We start from the raw sequence: 18,637 nt of genomic DNA on the forward strand, positions 1-18,637 counted from the left end.
TGCATATTGCAAGTTATCGGGCGGACTTTTTATTCCGCCCGGTAGTTATTTGCGTAAAATTTTCTCCATCGCTTTTCCTTTTGCCAACTCGTCAATCAGCTTATCTAAATAACGAATTTCCTGCATCAATGGCTCTTCAATGTTTTCTACTCTGATACCGCAGATTACTCCTTTAATCAAAGTCCTTGAAGGATTCAATTTGGGAGCCTCTGAAAAAAACGTCTCAAAGTCTGTCTGATTTTCAATTTTTGTCTCTAAATCTTCTTGACTATACCCAGTAAGCCAACGGATGATTTCATCAACCTCAGATTTAGTCCGTCCTTTTTTCTCTGCCTTCGTTATATAATGAGGGTATACGCTTGCGAAACTCATCGAATATATCTTGGGCTTGGTCATAACAAATCCTCCTTCGAACATTTTTATTAATTATTAGTTTACGCTCTATTCCCTTTTGCTTATATTTTATTACTTGCTCTTCGTGCAGTCAATCTAACCTATGATTGCTATTGATTTATACAAGCATTTGCATTTTATTTAAATCGTCATTTACTATTTATAAATACAACATCTCTGAGAAAAGCAGCACACCCAACTGCTATTTTGTCATAATAATTGGTAAATCTCGGGTCATCCACGTACATCTGGGCCACACCCATATGAGCTTCTTTATTGTAACTACCCCAATAAAAACACAGCCATTTTTTATGAAGTTCGTAAGTTTTTTTTGCCAGCTCACTAGATGCATCTCCTTGTTCAAAAGCTGCTTTTAATGTTTTGTTCAACTCATCTGTCAGATTTTCTAATTCCCCATGTTGCTCTTTGCTCATACCCATCAGCTTATCATTAGTGCGGTCAACTTTCTCGTTGCCAAATTTTGCTCGTATCTCCTTGCCGTACTGTTTCTCATTATCATCAATTTGCTTTTTAATAAAGCCTTTAAATTTTTCCTGATCGCTCATAATAATTTCCCCCTCTAGTTCTTTAATGGTCTTTTCTACATTGTCAATTAATAAGCTTAACTGTCTTTGTTTTGCACGTAGTGCTGATAAATGATTCTCTAATGCCACCTGTCCGTCAAATTCTTTGGATGAAAGAACCTTTTTGATTTCCTCCAGTGGCACGCCCAATTCACGATATAAAAGAATTTGCTTTAGTAGGTCAATTTCCTTTTGTCCGTAAACCCGGTATCCGTTTGAGCTGATACGAGCTGGGCAAAGCAGACCTAATTCATCATAATATCGCAGAGTCCGTGTACTGACGCCTGCCAGTTTTGCCAGCCTGTTAATGGTATACTCCATATCACACCTCCCTGCTAACAACTATAAACCATTACGCAACGTGAATGTCAATTAATTTGGGGGAAATATTATACTTCTCAATTCAAATTTCACATCTTGGATCAACCAAGTAAATTTTTCTAATCAAAATGTTATAAAGCTTAATTGTTTCTCAACTAATATTTCGCAAAAATGGGGAGAGAAACAACACAGACACGATAAGAGCTATAGGTACATATGCCGGAACAAAACCAAATAACAACAACGGTCCTACGTCTAAAAGTATCACTGCAATCTTATAGATGCTGTCAGGACTGTTTGTGGAGATCATAGAAGAGGTGCTGGATACTTCAAAGCCGTTGGATTAGTTATGCCGTAATCACTTTTCAATATCAATCTTTTGATGTATATTAAGATTAATATTTAATCATAATTCTAAAAAAACGGGTGCTTATTTACACCCATTATGCCTTTACTCTCTATTAGTTGAGCACTATCTCCTTTACCGTCTTCTCATTTCTCCTTGTTCTTTTTCGAGGGAATCACCACATTGGCGATGGTTCTCAGCCGCCTGTTCTTCGAGGGTTCATTTTTCATTGCAGCCATTAGTTTCCCCCCTATGTCCTTCATTAAGGCCATGAATTCTTCGTCGCTGAGGTACACGCTGCACTGCCTAAAACTTACGCCATCTTCTCTCATATTGATAATCTCTTCCTGCAAGTATTCTTCATATTCTCCTAGCAAGCCCATTAAAAAGCTGAAAAAATAGTTGAAGTGATCTTCTCTGGAAGCTTCCTCCATTTCCTTTTCCGTGGCATTTTCCAGCGTGGCAGACAGGGAAAAGACCTTCTCCACGGTACCCCTGATTCTATTTTCGCTGACAACCGTAAGGATTTCTTCTTTTAGGAGGGCATTGATGTGGCGGTAGAGGCTTGCCTGTGGGATGTCCTGTAGCGTCTCTGCAATCTCTCCGGCTGTCATCTCTTTTCCATCTAGTAATGCCTGGATGATTCTCATCCGTATGGGATGGATCATCGCTTTGATTTTTGATTTCATTGATTCACTTCCCTTATAATTGTTGTATGAATTGTTGTGGTTGTCACTATCAAATTTTGGACTGATGATATCGCCGATGATCAATATCAATAATTGCTGACGAATTTGGCTGGAGTTTATTTAATTCTATTGTTTTATTGATTCGCCTTGATTAATACGCTATCAACAATTTCGAGAATCCGGTCAGCATTGTTTGCATAAATAAAGTGATTACCGTCAAGTATTTCATATTCAACGTTTTCGCCAATTCGTTCAAGATGGTCATATTGATATTTCTGAGGCGTCATTTTAAGTTGCTTATTAGGAGTTTCATAGGTTTCTTTGGAAATAACTTTGAAATAGGACACCGATTCAGGAAATGGTAAATCCATAGTATCTCTTATGTATTCAGATGAACTTGCAATTTGCTCTAAAACATTCTCGTTCAAAGTAAACCCACCAAAGATCACCATATCACTGATTTCTTTTTCCGTATATCCCTTTGTGAGTAACTGCTGTTTATTCGTTGTCACTTGGGCAAGCAGGGATAAGGTTCCGGTTGATTGCTGTAACTTTGCAACTGGCAGCATATATTTTACATATGAAGGCATCTCTTCATAAAAGGCGGTGGATGTACCATCCAGAGAGATGATTGCTTCAACTTCATCGGGATATTTTGATGCAAAATACTCGCTATAGACGCTTGAGATTGAGTGGGGCATTAATACATATGGTGCTTCGAACCCTCCTTCTCTAAGGGCCGTTCTGATTTCTTCAACGTAATTATCAGTTGTTCGTGGTTTGTCTGTTTGGCTACTAAAGCCTACGCCAAAATATTCCACGGTAACAACTGTATACTTTTCACTGAGTTTACGCATAAGAGGTGAAAAATCAGCAGATGGAAGTGCAACACCCATACCAGGGAGTAATACAATGGTCTTCTCACCGTTTCCTATTGAGAAGAGATGCATTTGTCCTTCATCAACATCAACTATCTGTCCATAGGGCTTAATTTGTTCAAGTTTTCCCTTAAAGTAAGTGGCATGAGCAGTTGCACCAATGACCATGCTCACTGCTGTAAACCCGAGAATCACCTTGAAAATCATCATGATTTTTTTCTTCCGTTTCATTTTTGGTTTTTCCTGTTTTCTTTGATTTAATTGTTTTATTTTCATTTTCTCATTTCTCCTTGTATTTTAAGGATATCAATAATTCTCATCCAGATGGGATGGATCATTGATTGTTTTGTTTCCTAGAGATGATATTATTATCATTCCTAATAATGATAATAATATCATCTCTAGGTTTTGTCAATGCTTTTTGCAAAATATTTCGCCCTCTATTTCTAATTACACCATATTATTTGCTTTGATAAATTTCTACTTGTATCCATGCTATTTATATATACTTATGGGCTGGTCCAGTAGACTCCCAATATACGCGAAGATTCTGGACTTTTCGGGGGTCGAAGAGTAACACAATAGTTTCGTATTGACAATCCGAAACTATTGACATATGGTTATTGTAGTGGAGAATAACTTTCGCTAAAAATTAAGATCGGAGAAAAAAAATGATAAAAATAATGGCAGATTCAACCTGCGACCTTTCCGAAGAAATGCTTAAGCGCTATGACATCAGCATAGCTCCCCTCACCGTGACCATCGATGGCAAAACATATCGTGACCGAATCGACATCACCGCGGATCAATTCTATAGTATGATGGAAAACCTGGAGAATCCCCCTACCACAGGCATGCCAAGTCCCGCGTCATTTGTGGACATCATGAAGGAAGCGGTAGATAATGGCTACACGGAAATCCTCTGCATCTGCATGTCCAGCGGTACCAGCGGCTCCTATCAGTCCGCTGCTTTAGCTAAAGATTATTTCTACGAGGAATTCCCTGATTCTAAAATCAAGATTCATGTAGTCGATTCCAAATGCATGAGCCATGGAAGCGGATGGCTCATTTTGAAGAGTGCTCGCCTTCGAGATAAGCGCGCAACTTATCAGGAACTCATCGACTTCAACGAAACCTTTAAAACCAACGTGAAACATTTTCTCACTGTAGATGATCTTGATCACCTCATCAGAAGCGGAAGGCTTTCCGGTGCCAGTGCCATTATCGGTAAGATGCTGAAGCTGAAACCAATCATGTCAATGAAAGACGCCAAGGGTGCCATTGTGGCAAAAGAACGGGGTCGAAAAAAAGTCCTATCTCACTATATTAAGGAATTCGATAAGCGAAATGATGAAGCCCTCACAGATTTCATAATCATCGGGTATACTACAGATAAGAGCTATGCTGAAAATCTGAAAACCAAGCTTATAGAAGAGACTTCCTTCAAAGGGGATATCTACATAATGCAAATGGGAGTAGCTGTAGGCACACATGTAGGTCCAGGCGGACTATCTATGTTCTTCATGGAAACAGGTAATCGAAAGGATAACCTGCTAATCAACGAAATGGAAACACTGATGGAAATGAAAGATGCTTTCCTTCAGAAGTTCTCAAATAAAAGTTAATTACGACTACTATTCTACTTGCTCGCTTAAATTACAACGCTTGAAATCCTCCATGCCGGTGGATTAGTTTTCTTGCGATTATTTTGTTTTTAGTGTCTTAAGATACAGTTCTAGATCAACAAATCAATCCTGCTGCTTGAGAAAACGGGTGCTGTTAAACAACCTTAATGTCGATTTTGAAGATCAATTGGGAAATGTCACCTTAGCCCTTATGTGATAAAAGCTTGTGAAGCTAACTTTTCTGGCTAATCTTGGCATCTTATTCACCTCAACTTGAAAATAACATATGGAAATTTAAAAGCAATCGGAACCGTCCCTGGTGCTTTCCATATTTTTATAGCGCTTAGCTATATTCTTTAGGTATGTACCTATCCAGCAATCTGATCTGTTCCGGTGTGTTTTCCGGATCGCTGAAGTTTTTTAATCGCTCCAGATACAGCTTGTGAGCTTTTTCCATGACTGTAGGAGATCCGCCTTCCACCCAGTTGTTTGTATTGCAGTTATTGAAAGCTGGATTTAAATAAAACTCTTTTTTATAGTATTTGGATGTTCTTCGATTGATGTAGTTGCCTCCCGGTCCCGCTTTTTCAATATCCTTCATCAAGAAACTTTCCTCGTCTACTGAGGTGTCGTTCAGCTGTGTTAAAATCCCCTTGATAAGTAGTTCATCCAAAATATACTTTTCTGTCCCTACCGCATTGACGGTGTCCAATATCCCGGCTCCCATGATGAAAAAATCACTGCCGGAAGAGAGAGATGCAAAGAGGTTGGAGTAGGTCTCTGCACCAGCTTGGTAATCTACTTCCTTGGCATCATTGATGCTACCACCGGATCTGCTAGGCAATCCATAATAATTTGCTACGGCTTTGGTTAAATGAATTGACTTTGCCGTTGCAAAGTTTCCATATGCCAAGGTAATCTCCGTTAAGTTGGAACTGCTGCCTTGACATCCGTAAATAACTGGGTTTCCCGGATTTATCAGTTGAATTAGGACAACTCCCGCCAATGTTGCTGCGTTGTTGACAGTAAAGGAACCTACCAGACTGGAAGGGGTAGACAGTCCCAAAATCCCACCAGCAGTCAGCAATATGGCTTGTCCATGCATCGCGTACTCCACTAGAGATTCAACCATGTCTCTCGGGTAGCTCATGGGGTCGGTTGCATTTATCAGACCCAACAACACCACCTTATCCTCTACGCCATAGAATGCTTTTGTCATGTCTATGGCATCTTTTGACGATTTAGCTCCCGCAGTCATGCCCATGACGGGCTTAGTGTGATATTTCAGTGTGGTCGCCATTCGGTAATTGTTTCGAATATCAGAAGGCACCTCCCAAGGCTCCAATATATAGGGTGTTCCGCCGTGGAGCACGTCACTAGTTTCATGAAGTCGATGGAAATTCTTAAAATCGGTAATGTCCGGTTTTCTCATGACGTTATTTTCCACAACATAATTCGGTCCGTAGGATGGAAAAACTAGGCTTTCCCCGCCGCCTACTGTCAAGGTATTACCTCTGCCGTACCACTCAAAGGTGCTTTGACAGGTTTTTAAGGCATCTTCCACCATCTTTCTGGTTATATAAACGATCTCTCCATCCACCTTTGCTCCATGTTGCCGGAAAATATCGCAGGCTTGTTTGCTTTGCATAATCACTCCGATGTTTTCCAATATATATATAGATTTTTCATGAATTTTTTCAATGCTTCCCTGATCTGCAAAAGTTACTTTGATTTTCATCTTGTATCCCCTCACTTTAAAGTGATTATACACAGTTTTTTTTAATTTCAATCACGTATTTTTAAATATAAGCTTTTGATTTCAACCTAGACGCCATTTTGAAAATAAAGCTCTTGTTATTCTCCGAGCCAGTGGATTAATTTCATTTCAATCATTTTAATCTTATCGTTTTCAAATATTTTAATAAATTAATCATGCTGCAGTAGATAATAGAGATTAGTTGGGAACTGTCCCCTACTCATGAATCTTAAAAAATATCGAGCAACCTGTTTTCAAGCTGTCGAATCGGCTATAATTATAATAATGAATAAATCCTCACGAAATTCTAAGAGGGCCAAATATCAGATCATCATTTAGGCAGGTGAGAGCTATGCAAAGTCAATGCGATCTTATGATCCTGACAACCCATTTCGGTGCAGGCCATGTTTCCGTATCCAAGGCAATCCAGGAACACATCCGAAGCATCGATGCGAATTACCGGATCCATGTAGTCGATACGAACGAGCTGATATTTTCCCGCAATTCGAAGATCATGTACCGCAGCTTCGATAAAATTATCAGCGCTGATCACCACGTGTACAATTTTTACTATTACCACCGCAGACCGTGGAGCTTTATCCACGATAGAAAGGATTTCTTTTCCAGCCATTTGAAGAAAATCGACGAATTGCTGCGCGAAATGAAGCCGGTTTGCGTTCTGTCAAGTTTTCCATCTAGCACGGAGCTCATGTCCTTGTACAAGGATGCATATAACAGCACTATCCCATTATACACCTGCATTACAGACGTTGTGGACAATGACGAATGGCTTCACGGCAAAAACGATCTCTACTTCGTTCCCCATGAATCCATCGCGATAAGGCTCGAGCAAAAGGGGATCTCCAGGGATAAGCTGATAGTAACCGGAATCCCTGTGCGAAAAGCATTTTACAGCAATTACGACAAGAACGCCTTGAAGGAGGAGTTCGGCTACGATTCTAGGAATCGTATCATCCTAATCATGGGGGGAGCGCTGGGAATCATCCCGGAAAAATCCTCGTTTTACCGCTGGCTCAACAGCATCGACCATGTCAGGGCCGTATTGATCAGCGGGAAAAACTCAAAGCTAAAAGAGAAGGTTGAGGAGCTTTCACTGAAAAACGTGAAAGTCATCGAATATACCGACAGAATGCCGGAGTACATGCATATGTCTGACATCCTGATTGGCAAAGCTGGAGGGATCACGGTTTTCGAAGCAATCGTATCCCTTTTACCCACCATAGTTTACAATCCCGAGCTGGGACAAGAAATCGAAAACTGCAAATTCATCCGCCAAGAAGGGCTAGGAATCATCACCGCGAATACAAAGGAGCTGAAGAAGGCAATCATCTCCATGCTTTATGCAGAAAACCGGGACCGGATCGTCGACAATCTTAAAAAGGTGAGAAAAAGCGTCAATACCCGTCTGATTGCAGAGAAGATTCTTGACACGAACAGGAATGAATGGGGAGAGAAAGATGATTAGAAATCGAAAGTTGAAGATCTTTAGCATTCTTCTGGGATTGACGGCAGCCGCTTCCTATACGGTTTTGCCCAACTACTGGATGAGAAACCATTCGAAACATATCATCAGGAGGGTGCAAGTCCGTGGTTTTCAAATCGCCCTGACCTTCGATGATGGACCAGATCCCGGCTATACGGAGGAGCTTCTGGATCTATTGCTGGAACACGATTCTAAAGCGACTTTTTTTGTCGTAGCGCAAAAGGCCAGAAAGCATCCTGACCTGATACGACGGATGAAGGCTGAAGGCCATACAGTTGCCATGCATTCATTGTCCCACCGAATCGCCTGGCTCAGCACCCCCGAGATGACCCGTCTAGAATTTGCAAAGTCCATAAAGATTTTGAAGAAGCTGGGAGTCGAAGCCCGGTATTTCCGACCGCCTTGGGGGACGTTCAACCTGTGCACCGCGAAAGAATCAAAAGCTCGACAGTTGAAAATCGTCCTTTGGTCTGTGGAACTGGATGATTGGCTTAGAGAGACGTCTCCGTCGAGTATTTTCAACAGACTGAAGGATTGTGGACCGGGAGATATCGTCGTGCTCCACGATAGCGGAGGAGAGAACGGTGCACCGAATCACATGCTGGATGCATTGCGACTTTTCCTTCCTTGGTGTGAACGCAAAGGGGTTGAGCTGATCAACCTTGATGTCGGACTTGATTAATCCGGGTCTTTGAGGAGCGCCGCAGCGTCAGGAGGTGAGGAGCATGGTGAACGCAAAAGCCCTGCTGAATGTCTTTGAAAAATACCTGAGTAATAAGGAGGGTTGGCAGCTGGTCCCGGGCTCAAAGGTCAACTATATATTTCTCAGTATGAAAACTTATCGAGGAAGCAAACGCACACTGGCTGATGGCACCGTGGTCAGTCCGGGGGACCGCATCGGGGAATTCCATGTGAACAACAACAATATGCCAAGGGTGGATATGTCCAATTTCAGGCAGTTCAACTCCGATATCAAAGGGGAGTTTGTCCAAATGGGGAAAATCCTGAAGGAGGGGGAGTTTCACGATTGTAAAGCATTCTTCGGAAGAACGATTCTGTATCCGTTTGTGTTGAAATATGGATTTGAGATATTCCCCATAGAAAAACGGTCTCTCCAGGCTTTTCTGAACCTGTGGGACCGCTTGATTTATCATGCTTATACGCAGAAGAAGGGAACCAAACATCGGAGCTCCCAGGAGGTCTGGATCTCCGCAGCGAGACTGATAGAACTGGCTGAGGAATGACTACACGAGCCCATTCCTCGGGAAAGCACAGGGGACGGTTTGGAGTGACCCCATTTTATTCCATTTTTGATGCGCTGCCTTTGCGATTTCACCTACAAGGACATCTGCAAGACCCTTGGCAATATCACTGCAAGCCAGGCAGCTAACCTTTGCAACAAAGGTTATGAGCTGATCAAGTCAATCCCCAAGTATCAGAATATCTACCCGGAGATCCTAGATTTCATAAAACCTAAAGCTTCATAAGGACAATTAAAACCAAACTCCTGCTATCCTCCATGCCGGTGGATTAGTTTTGTTGTGATTATTTTACTAGACATTTTTGATTAACAAATTGATCATACCAATGGAGAAAATGGAAATTCAAATTTTAATAAAATGATCCAAAAATCTCAACTTCTGTTAAAAAATATCATGCTAAAATACGTAACGGTATTCTGGCCATTATTGTATTTTATATTGCATACTTGAGCTTGTTTCATCACAAGAATTCCATAAGCTTCTGTAGCTGGATACATTCTATCAGGGAAACGACAAGGATCCTTGGGATATGTACAGCTCTTGCAAACCGAGCAGCCTTCTGTTGATAGAATTAATAAATTTTCATAATTTTCTCTAAAAACACGCCCCACTTGATCGGTTAATTTTTCATGTTCTTTTCTAGCATCCAACCATCCTTGAACATCATAACTATTTTTCATCTTTGTGGCGGTAGTAAACATAAATACATCCATGTATTGGCTACATTTCTTGCGACATTCTTCAGTCGTTCCAACGGCGGGAGGACAAGCCCAGGAAGTTCCATACAGTCCACACGTATTTTTTTCACATAAATCTCTAACTTCATCAGAAAAAACAACATCTTTTGATTTAAAAAATGAGTACTCTTGGATTGGAAAATTTTTTATCTCATCTTCTATACTGTTCGTTTTCATGTAACCAACTCTTTTCATTTACATTTTTTTCAGGATCCACAGAAGCACAGGTTACTGACGCTTTTCTTCGTCATCACGCTTATTGTCTGATATTGTTATGCAAACTATGATGCACTTCACGTTCTATTGCTTCTATTGCTTATAATGGAATATTAATAAGCCACTCATCCTTTTTATAATCAAGCATAGCCGTTCTAACAGAAATTGATGAATTGAACTTATCAAAATAACTCTTAAGGCTTTTAGCATTAAGATTAGTTTCTGCCTTAACTTCAACCGGTATAATTTTTTCGCCCGTATCAATTAACCACCGTCTTGTCAACTTGCCTAGCGCCTCTTATAACAAGCGGTTTTTTGTTCTTTTTATCTTTCCATATATATTTTACAACGAATCAAGATAACAAAACAACATTTTTACGAACGTAAAACGGTCGCTACTGGATTTTTCCATACATTATCCAATCAACCATCATTTTCTCACCTATAGATGGAATTATACCATCTGAGAACAGTCGATCTGTAATCTATGGAATATAGTTTACCATTTAAATAGATTAACAAATTCATCCTTGCGATAGAAAAAACGGATGCTTATTCACACCCATTATGTCGTTTTTATAGATTAGTTGAGTAGATTAGTTGAGAACTAGAATGCACCCTGAAAAGTATACAAAATGGGGACACTAAAGTATACTGAAAATAAGGGGGCATATCCATGACCAAAAAATACTCTGATGAATTTAAACTTTCTGTAATCAAAGATTATTATGATAGTACTCTAGGAGTTTGGAGTTTACAGATGCTTGAGATTTCGTTTGACGGATTTGTTTTTCTAAACTAGATATTTTTTTCTTTTTATCAGATTCTTTTTTAAGTTCATCAGCCATAGCTTTTTCTAGCTTTAAAAGTTCTTTTTCATATCTTGTTATTGAACTCATTATTGTATTAACGCTCATCTTCACACCACCTCTAGTCTATTATTTTTTGTGTGTCCATTCATGCTCTTCTAAATAAACATCAAAGTCATCTTTTTCAGGTTCATTTAAACGCTTTTGATTAAATTTTTCATATTCTTTTTCAGCTAGCTCTTTTGCTACTTCATGAGAAATAGAACCTGCTCCAGTAAGTATGTCTCGCTCATTAAATTTTAGGAAGGCATTGAGCTTTTCTTCCCAATCTTTCATATACATTGGGTTACGCCTTTCAGCTTGATCTTCTGCATAATCTAGATACATGGTTACAACACGATTGAGAGATTTTATTTCTTTTTCCGTCAAATAATTCTTGGCAACGGTAATATCTCCTTTACGCACTTTGTTACCCTTCCAAGTGGTAAGTCCCATATTGTCTTTTGAGGCATCTGCTCTTTGTTCTATGAGTTCTGCTGCTGTATGACCATGAATAGCAAAATGAAGCTTGTTTTGCACCGTTGCAAAGAACTTTTTAGCTTCTTCTGATTTTCCATCATAGTCTATAGATAGGGCATAGATGTCCGTGATTTTCTTATAAAATCTTTTTTCTGACGCTCTAATATCACGGATACGCTCTAAAAGCTCATCAAAGTAATCATCACCAATGTTACGCATGCCCTTAAGGCGTTCATCATCCATGGTAAATCCTTTGACTAAGTACTCATTTAACCTTTCCGTTGCCCATCGTCTAAATTGTGTACCTCGACTAGAACGTACACGGTAGCCAATAGCAATGATTAATTCTAGGTTATAAAAATGTACTGTTCTCTCAACCTCTCTATTTCCCTCAGTTTGAACTATTCGGTTTTCCCGAATAGTTCGATTTTCTTCAAGTTCACCTTCAGCATAAATGTTTTTTATATGTTCGTTAATGGTATTAACACCTTTTTGGTAAAGCTCAGCAATCGCCTTCTGTGTCATCCATACGGTTTCATTTTCAAGTCTTACATCTATTTTTGTTTTACCGTCTTCTGTCTGATAAATAAGCAAATCATTATTGTGTTCCAATGTAACCCTCCTTCTCCATATGTAGCTTCAAATTCATCAGACACTGCTGACGTTTTCAAGTGAACTATCCGGTAATTCCGGATAGCTCATCTATGTCCTATATGTTCCTAATTGTTATTTTAATTTTAGCACAGTGGTTACAACTTAACCACATAACCCTCGTTTCATTTTGTATTTTCTTTCCAACTCAGCTTTGATTTTGATGAATTCTTTTTCTGAAATCATCTTCTCATCAAAGGAGTTTGTCAACATAGTTGTCATGCAAACCTTAAAAATTCGTTATAATCTTTATAAAATTTTCAGATCGTTATCCTGTGACTTTTTGGGATTAAGCCAACCCTTATCATCAATTGACCGATCCCTAATGCTACGTGACCAACGCTGTGGATTCATTATCTGCATAAGCATAGATCAAGGTAGTTTCGAAATTTGAGTGACCTAGCCATTCAGAAATAAGAGGTAATGGCACACCTTTTCTGTATAGATTAAGAGCTCTACTATGACGAAACATATGAGGTGTTACTCTGTCCGGAACCTCAGTAGAAAAGATATGAAACGTGCAATATTATCATCAGACAAAATAAGAATTAAGAATCTAAGAATCGGGACACTTCTCAAATCTACCTTTATTATCCCATCAAGCAACTCTAATTACAATATATTATTTACCTTACTAAACTTCTTCTTGCATCCATGCTATAAATATGTAATAATACTTTTAAGAACACTTGTTCGTTTTTACGTCAAAATATTTGAATGTGAAAGGAGTGTTTCCTTTGCCACGCATAGCCCGTATAAAAGCTCCGGATACCGTCCACCATGTGATGTGCCGCTCCATAAGTGAGCTTACCCTGTTTAAAAACTACAAAGACAAGGTAAAATACTTAGAGCTTCTAGCACTGTACTGCGAGAAATTCCAGTGCAGCATACTCTCATACTGCCTTATGGATACCCATGTCCACATACAGCTGGACCCTAGGGGATCTGACATGTCCAAGTTCATGCATGGCGTCAATCTTTGCTATGCCCAGTATTACAACAAAAAGTACAGAAGGCACGGTCATGTTTTCCAAGGCAGGTTCTTAAGCAGAGCTGTATTTGATGATGTATATAACCTGGTGGTATCAGCATACATCCACAACAACCCCAAAGACATTCCCGATTTTCGCGCTAAACTGAGAAACAGCAGTTATTGGACAGAAAGTGCATAAAGCTTGCTTTAAATGTGCTGAACTGGGAGATAGATATTGGACGAAGTCCGCGAGCTCGGACAGCGCAGCTGTACGAGAGCTGTTGCTAAGATTATGTCAAAAACGACAAGTACGCTTACAAAAGCGAAAGAGTAGTAATCTACAGGGATTATTCTCCACATGAAATCCTTGATGCAGTGGAATCAGCTCTTAGAACTGAGATCCCCAACTTCATCAACGTCAAATATAACCGCAGCCTTTCAGATGCAAGAGCTGTATCTGCCTTTTTGATGCGCTGTCTTTGCGATTTCACATACAAGGACATCTGCAAGACTTTAGGCAACATTACTGCAAGCCAGGCAGCTAATCTTTGCAACAAGGGTTACGAGCTAATCAAGTCGATTACCAAGTATCAGAACATCTACCCAGAGATCCTGGATTTCATAAATCCTAAAGCTTCATAAGGACAATTAAAACCAAACTCCTGCTATCCTCCATGCCGGTGGATTAGTTTTGTTGTGATTATTTGCGTTTTTTGCCTTTCGACATCTCGCTATGATTAATTATTTAATCACAGCAACAAAGGTTAAGGATGTTTTTATGCACCCTTAATGTCAGTTTTGACAGTTGGTTGTGAAGTGTCCCCTTTAATTCCCTTTAATTCCAGTAATTCCAGTGATTCCAGTGATTGCAACGGCTTTACTTGATCGACTGTTGAATCATACACATGTTATAAATATCCGTGGTGATTCCTACAGGATTCGCCAAAGACAAAAATCAGGTCTAATTTCAGTACCGCCGGCGGATATTTCGGCGAATGAGTAGCCGGCATTTGGGTCAATTTTCACCCGGCTATTCCATCATTTTTAATCCGGAGTTGACACTAATGGTATCTTAATATCTGCTCTATTAATAGCTTGACGTATCAAACTTGTACGAGCTGATATTCGTTTTTTTATATTAGGTTTTCTTATTCCAAACTTCGTTTTGTAATCACCAATATTTTATCTATTCAACTAAATATTTTTCTGTAAATCCCAAGAAGTAATCTTCTATAAAATCCCATTTTGCATTATCTGTATCAACTTTTTCGAATAGATATTTCATCAATTTTACATTTTCATGGTGCCTTTCATGAATAGCAGTAACAGTTCTACTTTTGTAATTTTCATTTGATATAATCTTTCGAAGAGCGCTAGGATTGTTTACACGCATAAAAAACTCGGGTAATATCCCTGACGTAATTTTAAATGTAGCATACCCAAAGAACTCCAACATCATTGACATTCTTATATATTTATTCGATGACATCTTGTTGATTAGCTCTCTATCAGAGCTAATTAACTTTATCTTAGAATTGCTCTCTCCTGACATTTTAAAGAAACTCTTCGCAATTCTCGATATCTCTTTAAGTTGTCTCTCAAAAGTCGAACTCTCAATTTTATACATACCAATTGTATTATTAACAATAATTGATTTGGGTGCTTGTATGTTTTTTTGTGGATTTTCAATAAGCAGATTAAGTACATTTTGAGCTATAAGTTCTCCCTCATATTGACTTGCAACCTTCTCAATTGATTTATAGATTGCTTCGCCCAACTCTTCAACTCTAAAATATTTTTTACTCTTTTTAAATGAATTTAACGTATCAATCAATATCTCAATGTCATTCGAGAATAAAGCTACGACTTCGGAAAAACTTGATTCTTTTGATTTAATCTGCATTACAAGTTTAGGCAATATATTTTCAGCTCTCTCTAACCCATTAATATCATCCAAATAAAATTTTCTTTTAAACTCACCAAACGAAATATCACTAAAATTCTCTTCCCAGATCTTTTTAAAATCAAGCTCATAAACATCACCTTCATAAGTTACATCAGTGTTATTTCGTTCCTGATGCCTCAAGTCATCTTTTGTCATATGCAATTTAAAATACTTCATAAATTTGGTTTTTCTTAAAGTATCGATGTAGTCATCTTTAATTAGAAAATATCCTTTTGTAAACATGCTTCGTGGCTTAAAAATCAACGGATTATAATTGATTGTATGATCCCTTTCAAAATCTTTCTTTATAATTAAGAAAATTGTCTTTAATCTGTTATTAATATCTTCGTTCCTTGAAGCGCCAAAAATATAAGCAAAATTTTCAGGATTTGTTAAAAAATTTCTAGTTTTGTTTTGCTCAAACAATTCAAGCACTTTCTTGATTACTGCAACTATTTCGTGATTTCTAATGCTACTCATTCCATGTAATCTATTGATATGTCCAAAATCTTCTCTAAAATAATCAGTACATGCGTTTGCAGCCATTCCATGAATTCTAGCTGCACGACCAATTTCCTGAACATAATCAGCTACTGTTCCCGTTGGCGCATAATGATATACTTGACTTATATCTTTTATATCTATCCCCATTCCAAAAGCTTTTGTTGCAAGCACAACATTGATATTGCCTCTGTGTATGCTACTAAGCGTTGCCTCTTTTTCAAGTTTATTTGTTGATCCTGTGTAAATCCCAACTGTCTTTTTAGCTTCTTTTGGTAACAATCTCATTATGTTATTAATGTGGCTTTTATATGGAAAATAGCAGAGCGTTTTATAATTTTGATTTGTGTAATTCAAGATTTCATTACATACAATTTCATCTTTCTCACCTTTATAATCAAGTGCTTTTTCTTTAATTCGATGTTCAAATTTAATCTCTGGTCTTTTTATTGAACCAATATAGCTAGTAGCCGTCATATTCAAGCTATCAATAATATCTTGATGCATATTTTCAGTGCCATTTATTGTTGCTGTTGCTGTGAAAGTAACAACAGGAAATCTGTGATTATCATAATTACTTCTCAGCCTGTACAAATACTCTCCCAAATACCAATAATCTGGTCTGAAGCTTTTTCCCCATGTAACTACAGTATGTGCTTCATCTACTACTACTAGTCCAATCTTTCTTTCTCCAATTAGATTTGTAATATCTTGATTCGAAAGGAGCGTCTCTGGTGACAAATATAAAATCGAACAGTCGCCTTCCTTTATCCTATCTAAAGCTTCTTTTTTCTCATCGGGAGTATAATCCGAATTGATCGTTACAGCTTTATCTGTCATGCTAGAAATTTGCTCTACTTGATCATTCATTAATCCAATAAGCGGAGAAAGAACAATTGTAACTAATTGAGGTTTAAATGTTTCGGTAATATATATAGCTGGGATTTGAAACATAACCGATTTTCCAGTACCAGTTGGTGCTGTAACAAAAGTATCCCTCATTCTATTATCTTGCGATTGAGCATATTCAACATTTTGTATAATTTCGTGAATAATTTGTGATTGACATATTTTCTTCATTTCTTTTGATTCATATGGATCTGAATAAATATCAAACATCTTAAATTTGAAATTTTCATCTTTTCTTTTCAATATTGATTCATATTCAAACAATCGATTTTGAGGTACTTCTTTGTAATGAACCTCTGCTTTCGTCTGTAATATTTTTACATTGCAAGTAGAAATCTTTGAAAGAAACAACCTAATCATTTGTGAATTTATTGAGTGACTTATAATACAAACTTTACTGATTTCATTTAATTTTGCTCTTAACAGTAACCTATTCAAATTACCTTCCGGATCTTTGTCAGTTACCATTATCATATCGTTAGATACTTTTTCAACAACATCAATATCCGGAATATTAATAGAATCATATTGTTGAATTAAGTTAAATCTTTCAAGATCTAACGCATTATATTTTCCAAAAGCAATATCAATACCATCAAGAAGTTTGATGTCTGAATACAAAACTTGAACTAAATTATCTTGTTTACTTTCAAAATGCTTTACTAACACTTCCGTATCTTTTTCCTCAAAATTCATCAAATACGAATTAATAAAATAGTTATTGTCCATCAAGTCAATTTGAACAGAACTTTGTGTTAATACTCCTAGCAATTGCTTTGAATCAATAATAATTAACTCTTCATAAAGACAGTACAAAACAGATTCAGTAGTTATCTTCGCAAATAAATCATTTAAGCTAATATTATTCATTAGGTCAGTCAAACCATCTAAGGTTTTTTCGTTATCGAATAACGGCAAGCAATTCTCGATTAATTTATCTTTGTAGCCTTTCTGAAAATTATATCCTTTAAATACTAGTAATCGTTTCACAATATTCCCCCTCTTTAAATCAAGCACCATTTATCAGTACTTGTGTTTATTTTTAATTTATTTTGTTTAAAGAATATTCTAATGCTACAATAACTGTATAAGTTTATTAGCGAAGGTTTGAGCTATGCCTCCCTTGCAAAACATAATGCTGTTGCTTCAGAACCTTGCCCACAAGCGCCTCCTTTTAAAAATTTATGATAAAAGCTCTTTAACTGGTATGAGCTACTAATAATCAATGCAACAACTATTCATAAAAGCTTGCCACCTCTTCTAACAGACCATATATCATAGTAATCATTTGCAGTCCGCATGATCATACCTGCCATTATGTAAGCAACCAGTCCAATTACATATATTTCAAGCTTTCAAAGAAAGCACTCAACTAAAATCACATTTTCTTATCGCCTAATTCATATTTCGCAAAAAATGGGGAGATAAACAACACAGATACGATAAGAGCTATAGGTACATATGCCGGAACAAAACCAAATAATAACAACGGTCCTACGTCTAAAAGTATCACTGCGATCTTATAGATGCTGTCAGGACTGTTTTCAGTTTTACAATTTTTACATCGGATGGCTTTAAACCCGGAAATATTTGATCCGAAAACGTCGCCCCAACTAAATGGATATGAGCAGTTTTTGCATTTTTTCATTTTCATATTTCTCGTATAATCAAATCATCATTAGATGGTGATTTGATTAATTCCTTTCTCCCAGGTTCTCTGGGTTTCTATTCCCATCTTTGATATATTTATAAAAGCACTGTGGATCTGTATTTCATATTTTACAGCTTTGACTGTTCGGAGGTGACTCAGACCACAGCTTTTCGTCTATTACTGTTAATCAGTTTGTTAACGCTTGACGTTTGTATTTACGTGATTACACAGCCGAATTCTCTGTGGAAGACAGCAGTGCTAAATTTATCAAATTAGGAGGTGTTTCTCTATGTCAATGTACTTTGTTGGAATTGATATTTCCAAGTACAAACATGATTGCTGTATCATTTCTGCAGCTGATCAAAAAG

17 protein-coding genes and 1 pseudogene are annotated in these 18,637 nt (G+C 37.8%); 7 read left to right on the forward strand and 11 right to left on the reverse strand.

Annotated elements, in window-relative coordinates; translation table 11 throughout:
- Positions 1-45 precede the first annotated feature (45 nt).
- The 4 genes from BUB93_RS10365 to BUB93_RS10380 form a co-directional block, all read right to left on the reverse strand.
- Positions 46-396 (reverse strand): DUF2200 domain-containing protein, encoded by a 351-nt coding sequence (locus BUB93_RS10365; protein WP_073271832.1) that lies wholly within the window; start codon positions 394-396, stop codon positions 46-48.
- A 146-nt stretch (positions 397-542) separates the two neighbouring features.
- Positions 543-1,298 carry a MerR family transcriptional regulator gene (locus BUB93_RS10370; protein WP_073271835.1) on the reverse strand — a complete coding sequence of 252 codons (756 nt, stop codon included), beginning with the start codon at positions 1,296-1,298 and terminating at the stop codon, positions 543-545.
- Positions 1,299-1,790: 492 nt separating this feature from the next.
- Complete coding sequence (locus BUB93_RS10375) at positions 1,791-2,333, reverse strand: helix-turn-helix domain-containing protein (protein WP_073271838.1); 543 nt, start codon at positions 2,331-2,333, stop codon at positions 1,791-1,793.
- Positions 2,334-2,467: 134 nt separating this feature from the next.
- A complete protein-coding gene (locus tag BUB93_RS10380) occupies positions 2,468-3,487 on the reverse strand; it encodes an alpha/beta fold hydrolase (RefSeq protein WP_242945507.1) in 1,020 nt (339 codons plus the stop codon).
- A 395-nt stretch (positions 3,488-3,882) separates the two neighbouring features.
- Here BUB93_RS10380 and BUB93_RS10385 point away from each other — a divergent pair, with 395 nt between their 5' ends.
- Entirely contained in the window at positions 3,883-4,836 is a 954-nt protein-coding gene (locus tag BUB93_RS10385; protein ID WP_073271842.1) for a DegV family protein, read from the forward strand.
- Between the two features lie 343 nt (positions 4,837-5,179).
- Here BUB93_RS10385 and BUB93_RS10390 read toward each other — a convergent pair whose 3' ends face one another.
- Positions 5,180-6,574, reverse strand: a complete 1,395-nt coding sequence (locus tag BUB93_RS10390) for a trimethylamine methyltransferase family protein (RefSeq protein WP_073271845.1) — start codon at positions 6,572-6,574, stop codon at positions 5,180-5,182.
- A gap of 391 nt (positions 6,575-6,965) precedes the next feature.
- Between BUB93_RS10390 and BUB93_RS10395 the strand changes: the two genes are divergently transcribed.
- The 3 genes from BUB93_RS10395 to BUB93_RS10405 are packed head-to-tail and all read left to right on the forward strand — an operon-like array spanning position 6,966 to position 9,340.
- The gene (locus BUB93_RS10395; protein ID WP_242945508.1) at positions 6,966-8,078 is read left to right on the forward strand and encodes an MGDG synthase family glycosyltransferase; all 1,113 of its coding nucleotides are present in this window, start codon (positions 6,966-6,968) and stop codon (positions 8,076-8,078) included.
- The gene (locus tag BUB93_RS10400) at positions 8,071-8,778 is read left to right on the forward strand and encodes a polysaccharide deacetylase family protein (RefSeq protein ID WP_159432081.1); all 708 of its coding nucleotides are present in this window, start codon (positions 8,071-8,073) and stop codon (positions 8,776-8,778) included. The genes BUB93_RS10395 and BUB93_RS10400 overlap by 8 nt, the downstream gene beginning before the upstream one ends.
- Positions 8,779-8,821: 43 nt before the next feature.
- Positions 8,822-9,340, forward strand: coding sequence for a YkoP family protein (locus BUB93_RS10405; RefSeq protein WP_073271851.1), 519 nt, complete (start codon positions 8,822-8,824; stop codon positions 9,338-9,340).
- Between the two features lie 389 nt (positions 9,341-9,729).
- Here the strand turns inward: BUB93_RS10405 and BUB93_RS10410 are convergent, their stop codons facing one another.
- From BUB93_RS10410 to BUB93_RS10430, 4 genes are all read right to left on the reverse strand, one after another.
- Positions 9,730-10,272: a DUF2284 domain-containing protein gene (locus BUB93_RS10410; protein ID WP_073271854.1), complete on the reverse strand. Its 543-nt coding sequence runs from the start codon at positions 10,270-10,272 to the stop codon at positions 9,730-9,732.
- Positions 10,273-11,027: 755 nt separating this feature from the next.
- Complete coding sequence (locus BUB93_RS10420; RefSeq protein WP_073271858.1) at positions 11,028-11,228, reverse strand: hypothetical protein; 201 nt, start codon at positions 11,226-11,228, stop codon at positions 11,028-11,030.
- 21 nt (positions 11,229-11,249) lie between these two features.
- Positions 11,250-12,251, reverse strand: coding sequence for a virulence RhuM family protein (locus BUB93_RS10425; protein ID WP_073271861.1), 1,002 nt, complete (start codon positions 12,249-12,251; stop codon positions 11,250-11,252).
- A gap of 367 nt (positions 12,252-12,618) precedes the next feature.
- Positions 12,619-12,801: a tyrosine-type recombinase/integrase gene (locus BUB93_RS10430; protein ID WP_341465288.1), complete on the reverse strand. Its 183-nt coding sequence runs from the start codon at positions 12,799-12,801 to the stop codon at positions 12,619-12,621.
- Between the two features lie 226 nt (positions 12,802-13,027).
- On the opposite strand from BUB93_RS10430, the gene BUB93_RS10435 reads away from it, so the two are divergent.
- From BUB93_RS10435 to BUB93_RS11485, 3 genes and pseudogenes are all read left to right on the forward strand, one after another.
- Positions 13,028-13,462, forward strand: a complete 435-nt coding sequence (locus BUB93_RS10435; RefSeq protein ID WP_073271864.1) for a transposase — start codon at positions 13,028-13,030, stop codon at positions 13,460-13,462.
- A gap of 176 nt (positions 13,463-13,638) precedes the next feature.
- Entirely contained in the window at positions 13,639-13,905 is a 267-nt protein-coding gene (locus BUB93_RS10440) for a hypothetical protein (RefSeq protein WP_073271867.1), read from the forward strand.
- 217 nt (positions 13,906-14,122) lie between these two features.
- Positions 14,123-14,266 (forward strand): annotated as a pseudogene (locus BUB93_RS11485) (ATP-binding protein); the annotation flags it as partial.
- Positions 14,267-14,449: 183 nt separating this feature from the next.
- Here BUB93_RS11485 and BUB93_RS10450 read toward each other — a convergent pair.
- Both BUB93_RS10450 and BUB93_RS10455 read right to left on the reverse strand, forming a co-directional pair.
- A complete protein-coding gene (locus BUB93_RS10450) occupies positions 14,450-17,608 on the reverse strand; it encodes a DEAD/DEAH box helicase (protein WP_073271869.1) in 3,159 nt (1,052 codons plus the stop codon).
- Between the two features lie 388 nt (positions 17,609-17,996).
- On the reverse strand, positions 17,997-18,266 hold the full coding sequence (locus tag BUB93_RS10455; protein WP_073271874.1) for a hypothetical protein: 270 nt from the start codon (positions 18,264-18,266) through the stop codon (positions 17,997-17,999).
- Positions 18,267-18,637 lie beyond the last annotated feature (371 nt).

The sequence above is a fragment of the Alkalibacter saccharofermentans DSM 14828 genome (genome assembly GCF_900128885.1).
GTDB lineage: Bacteria > Bacillota > Clostridia > Eubacteriales > Alkalibacteraceae > Alkalibacter > Alkalibacter saccharofermentans.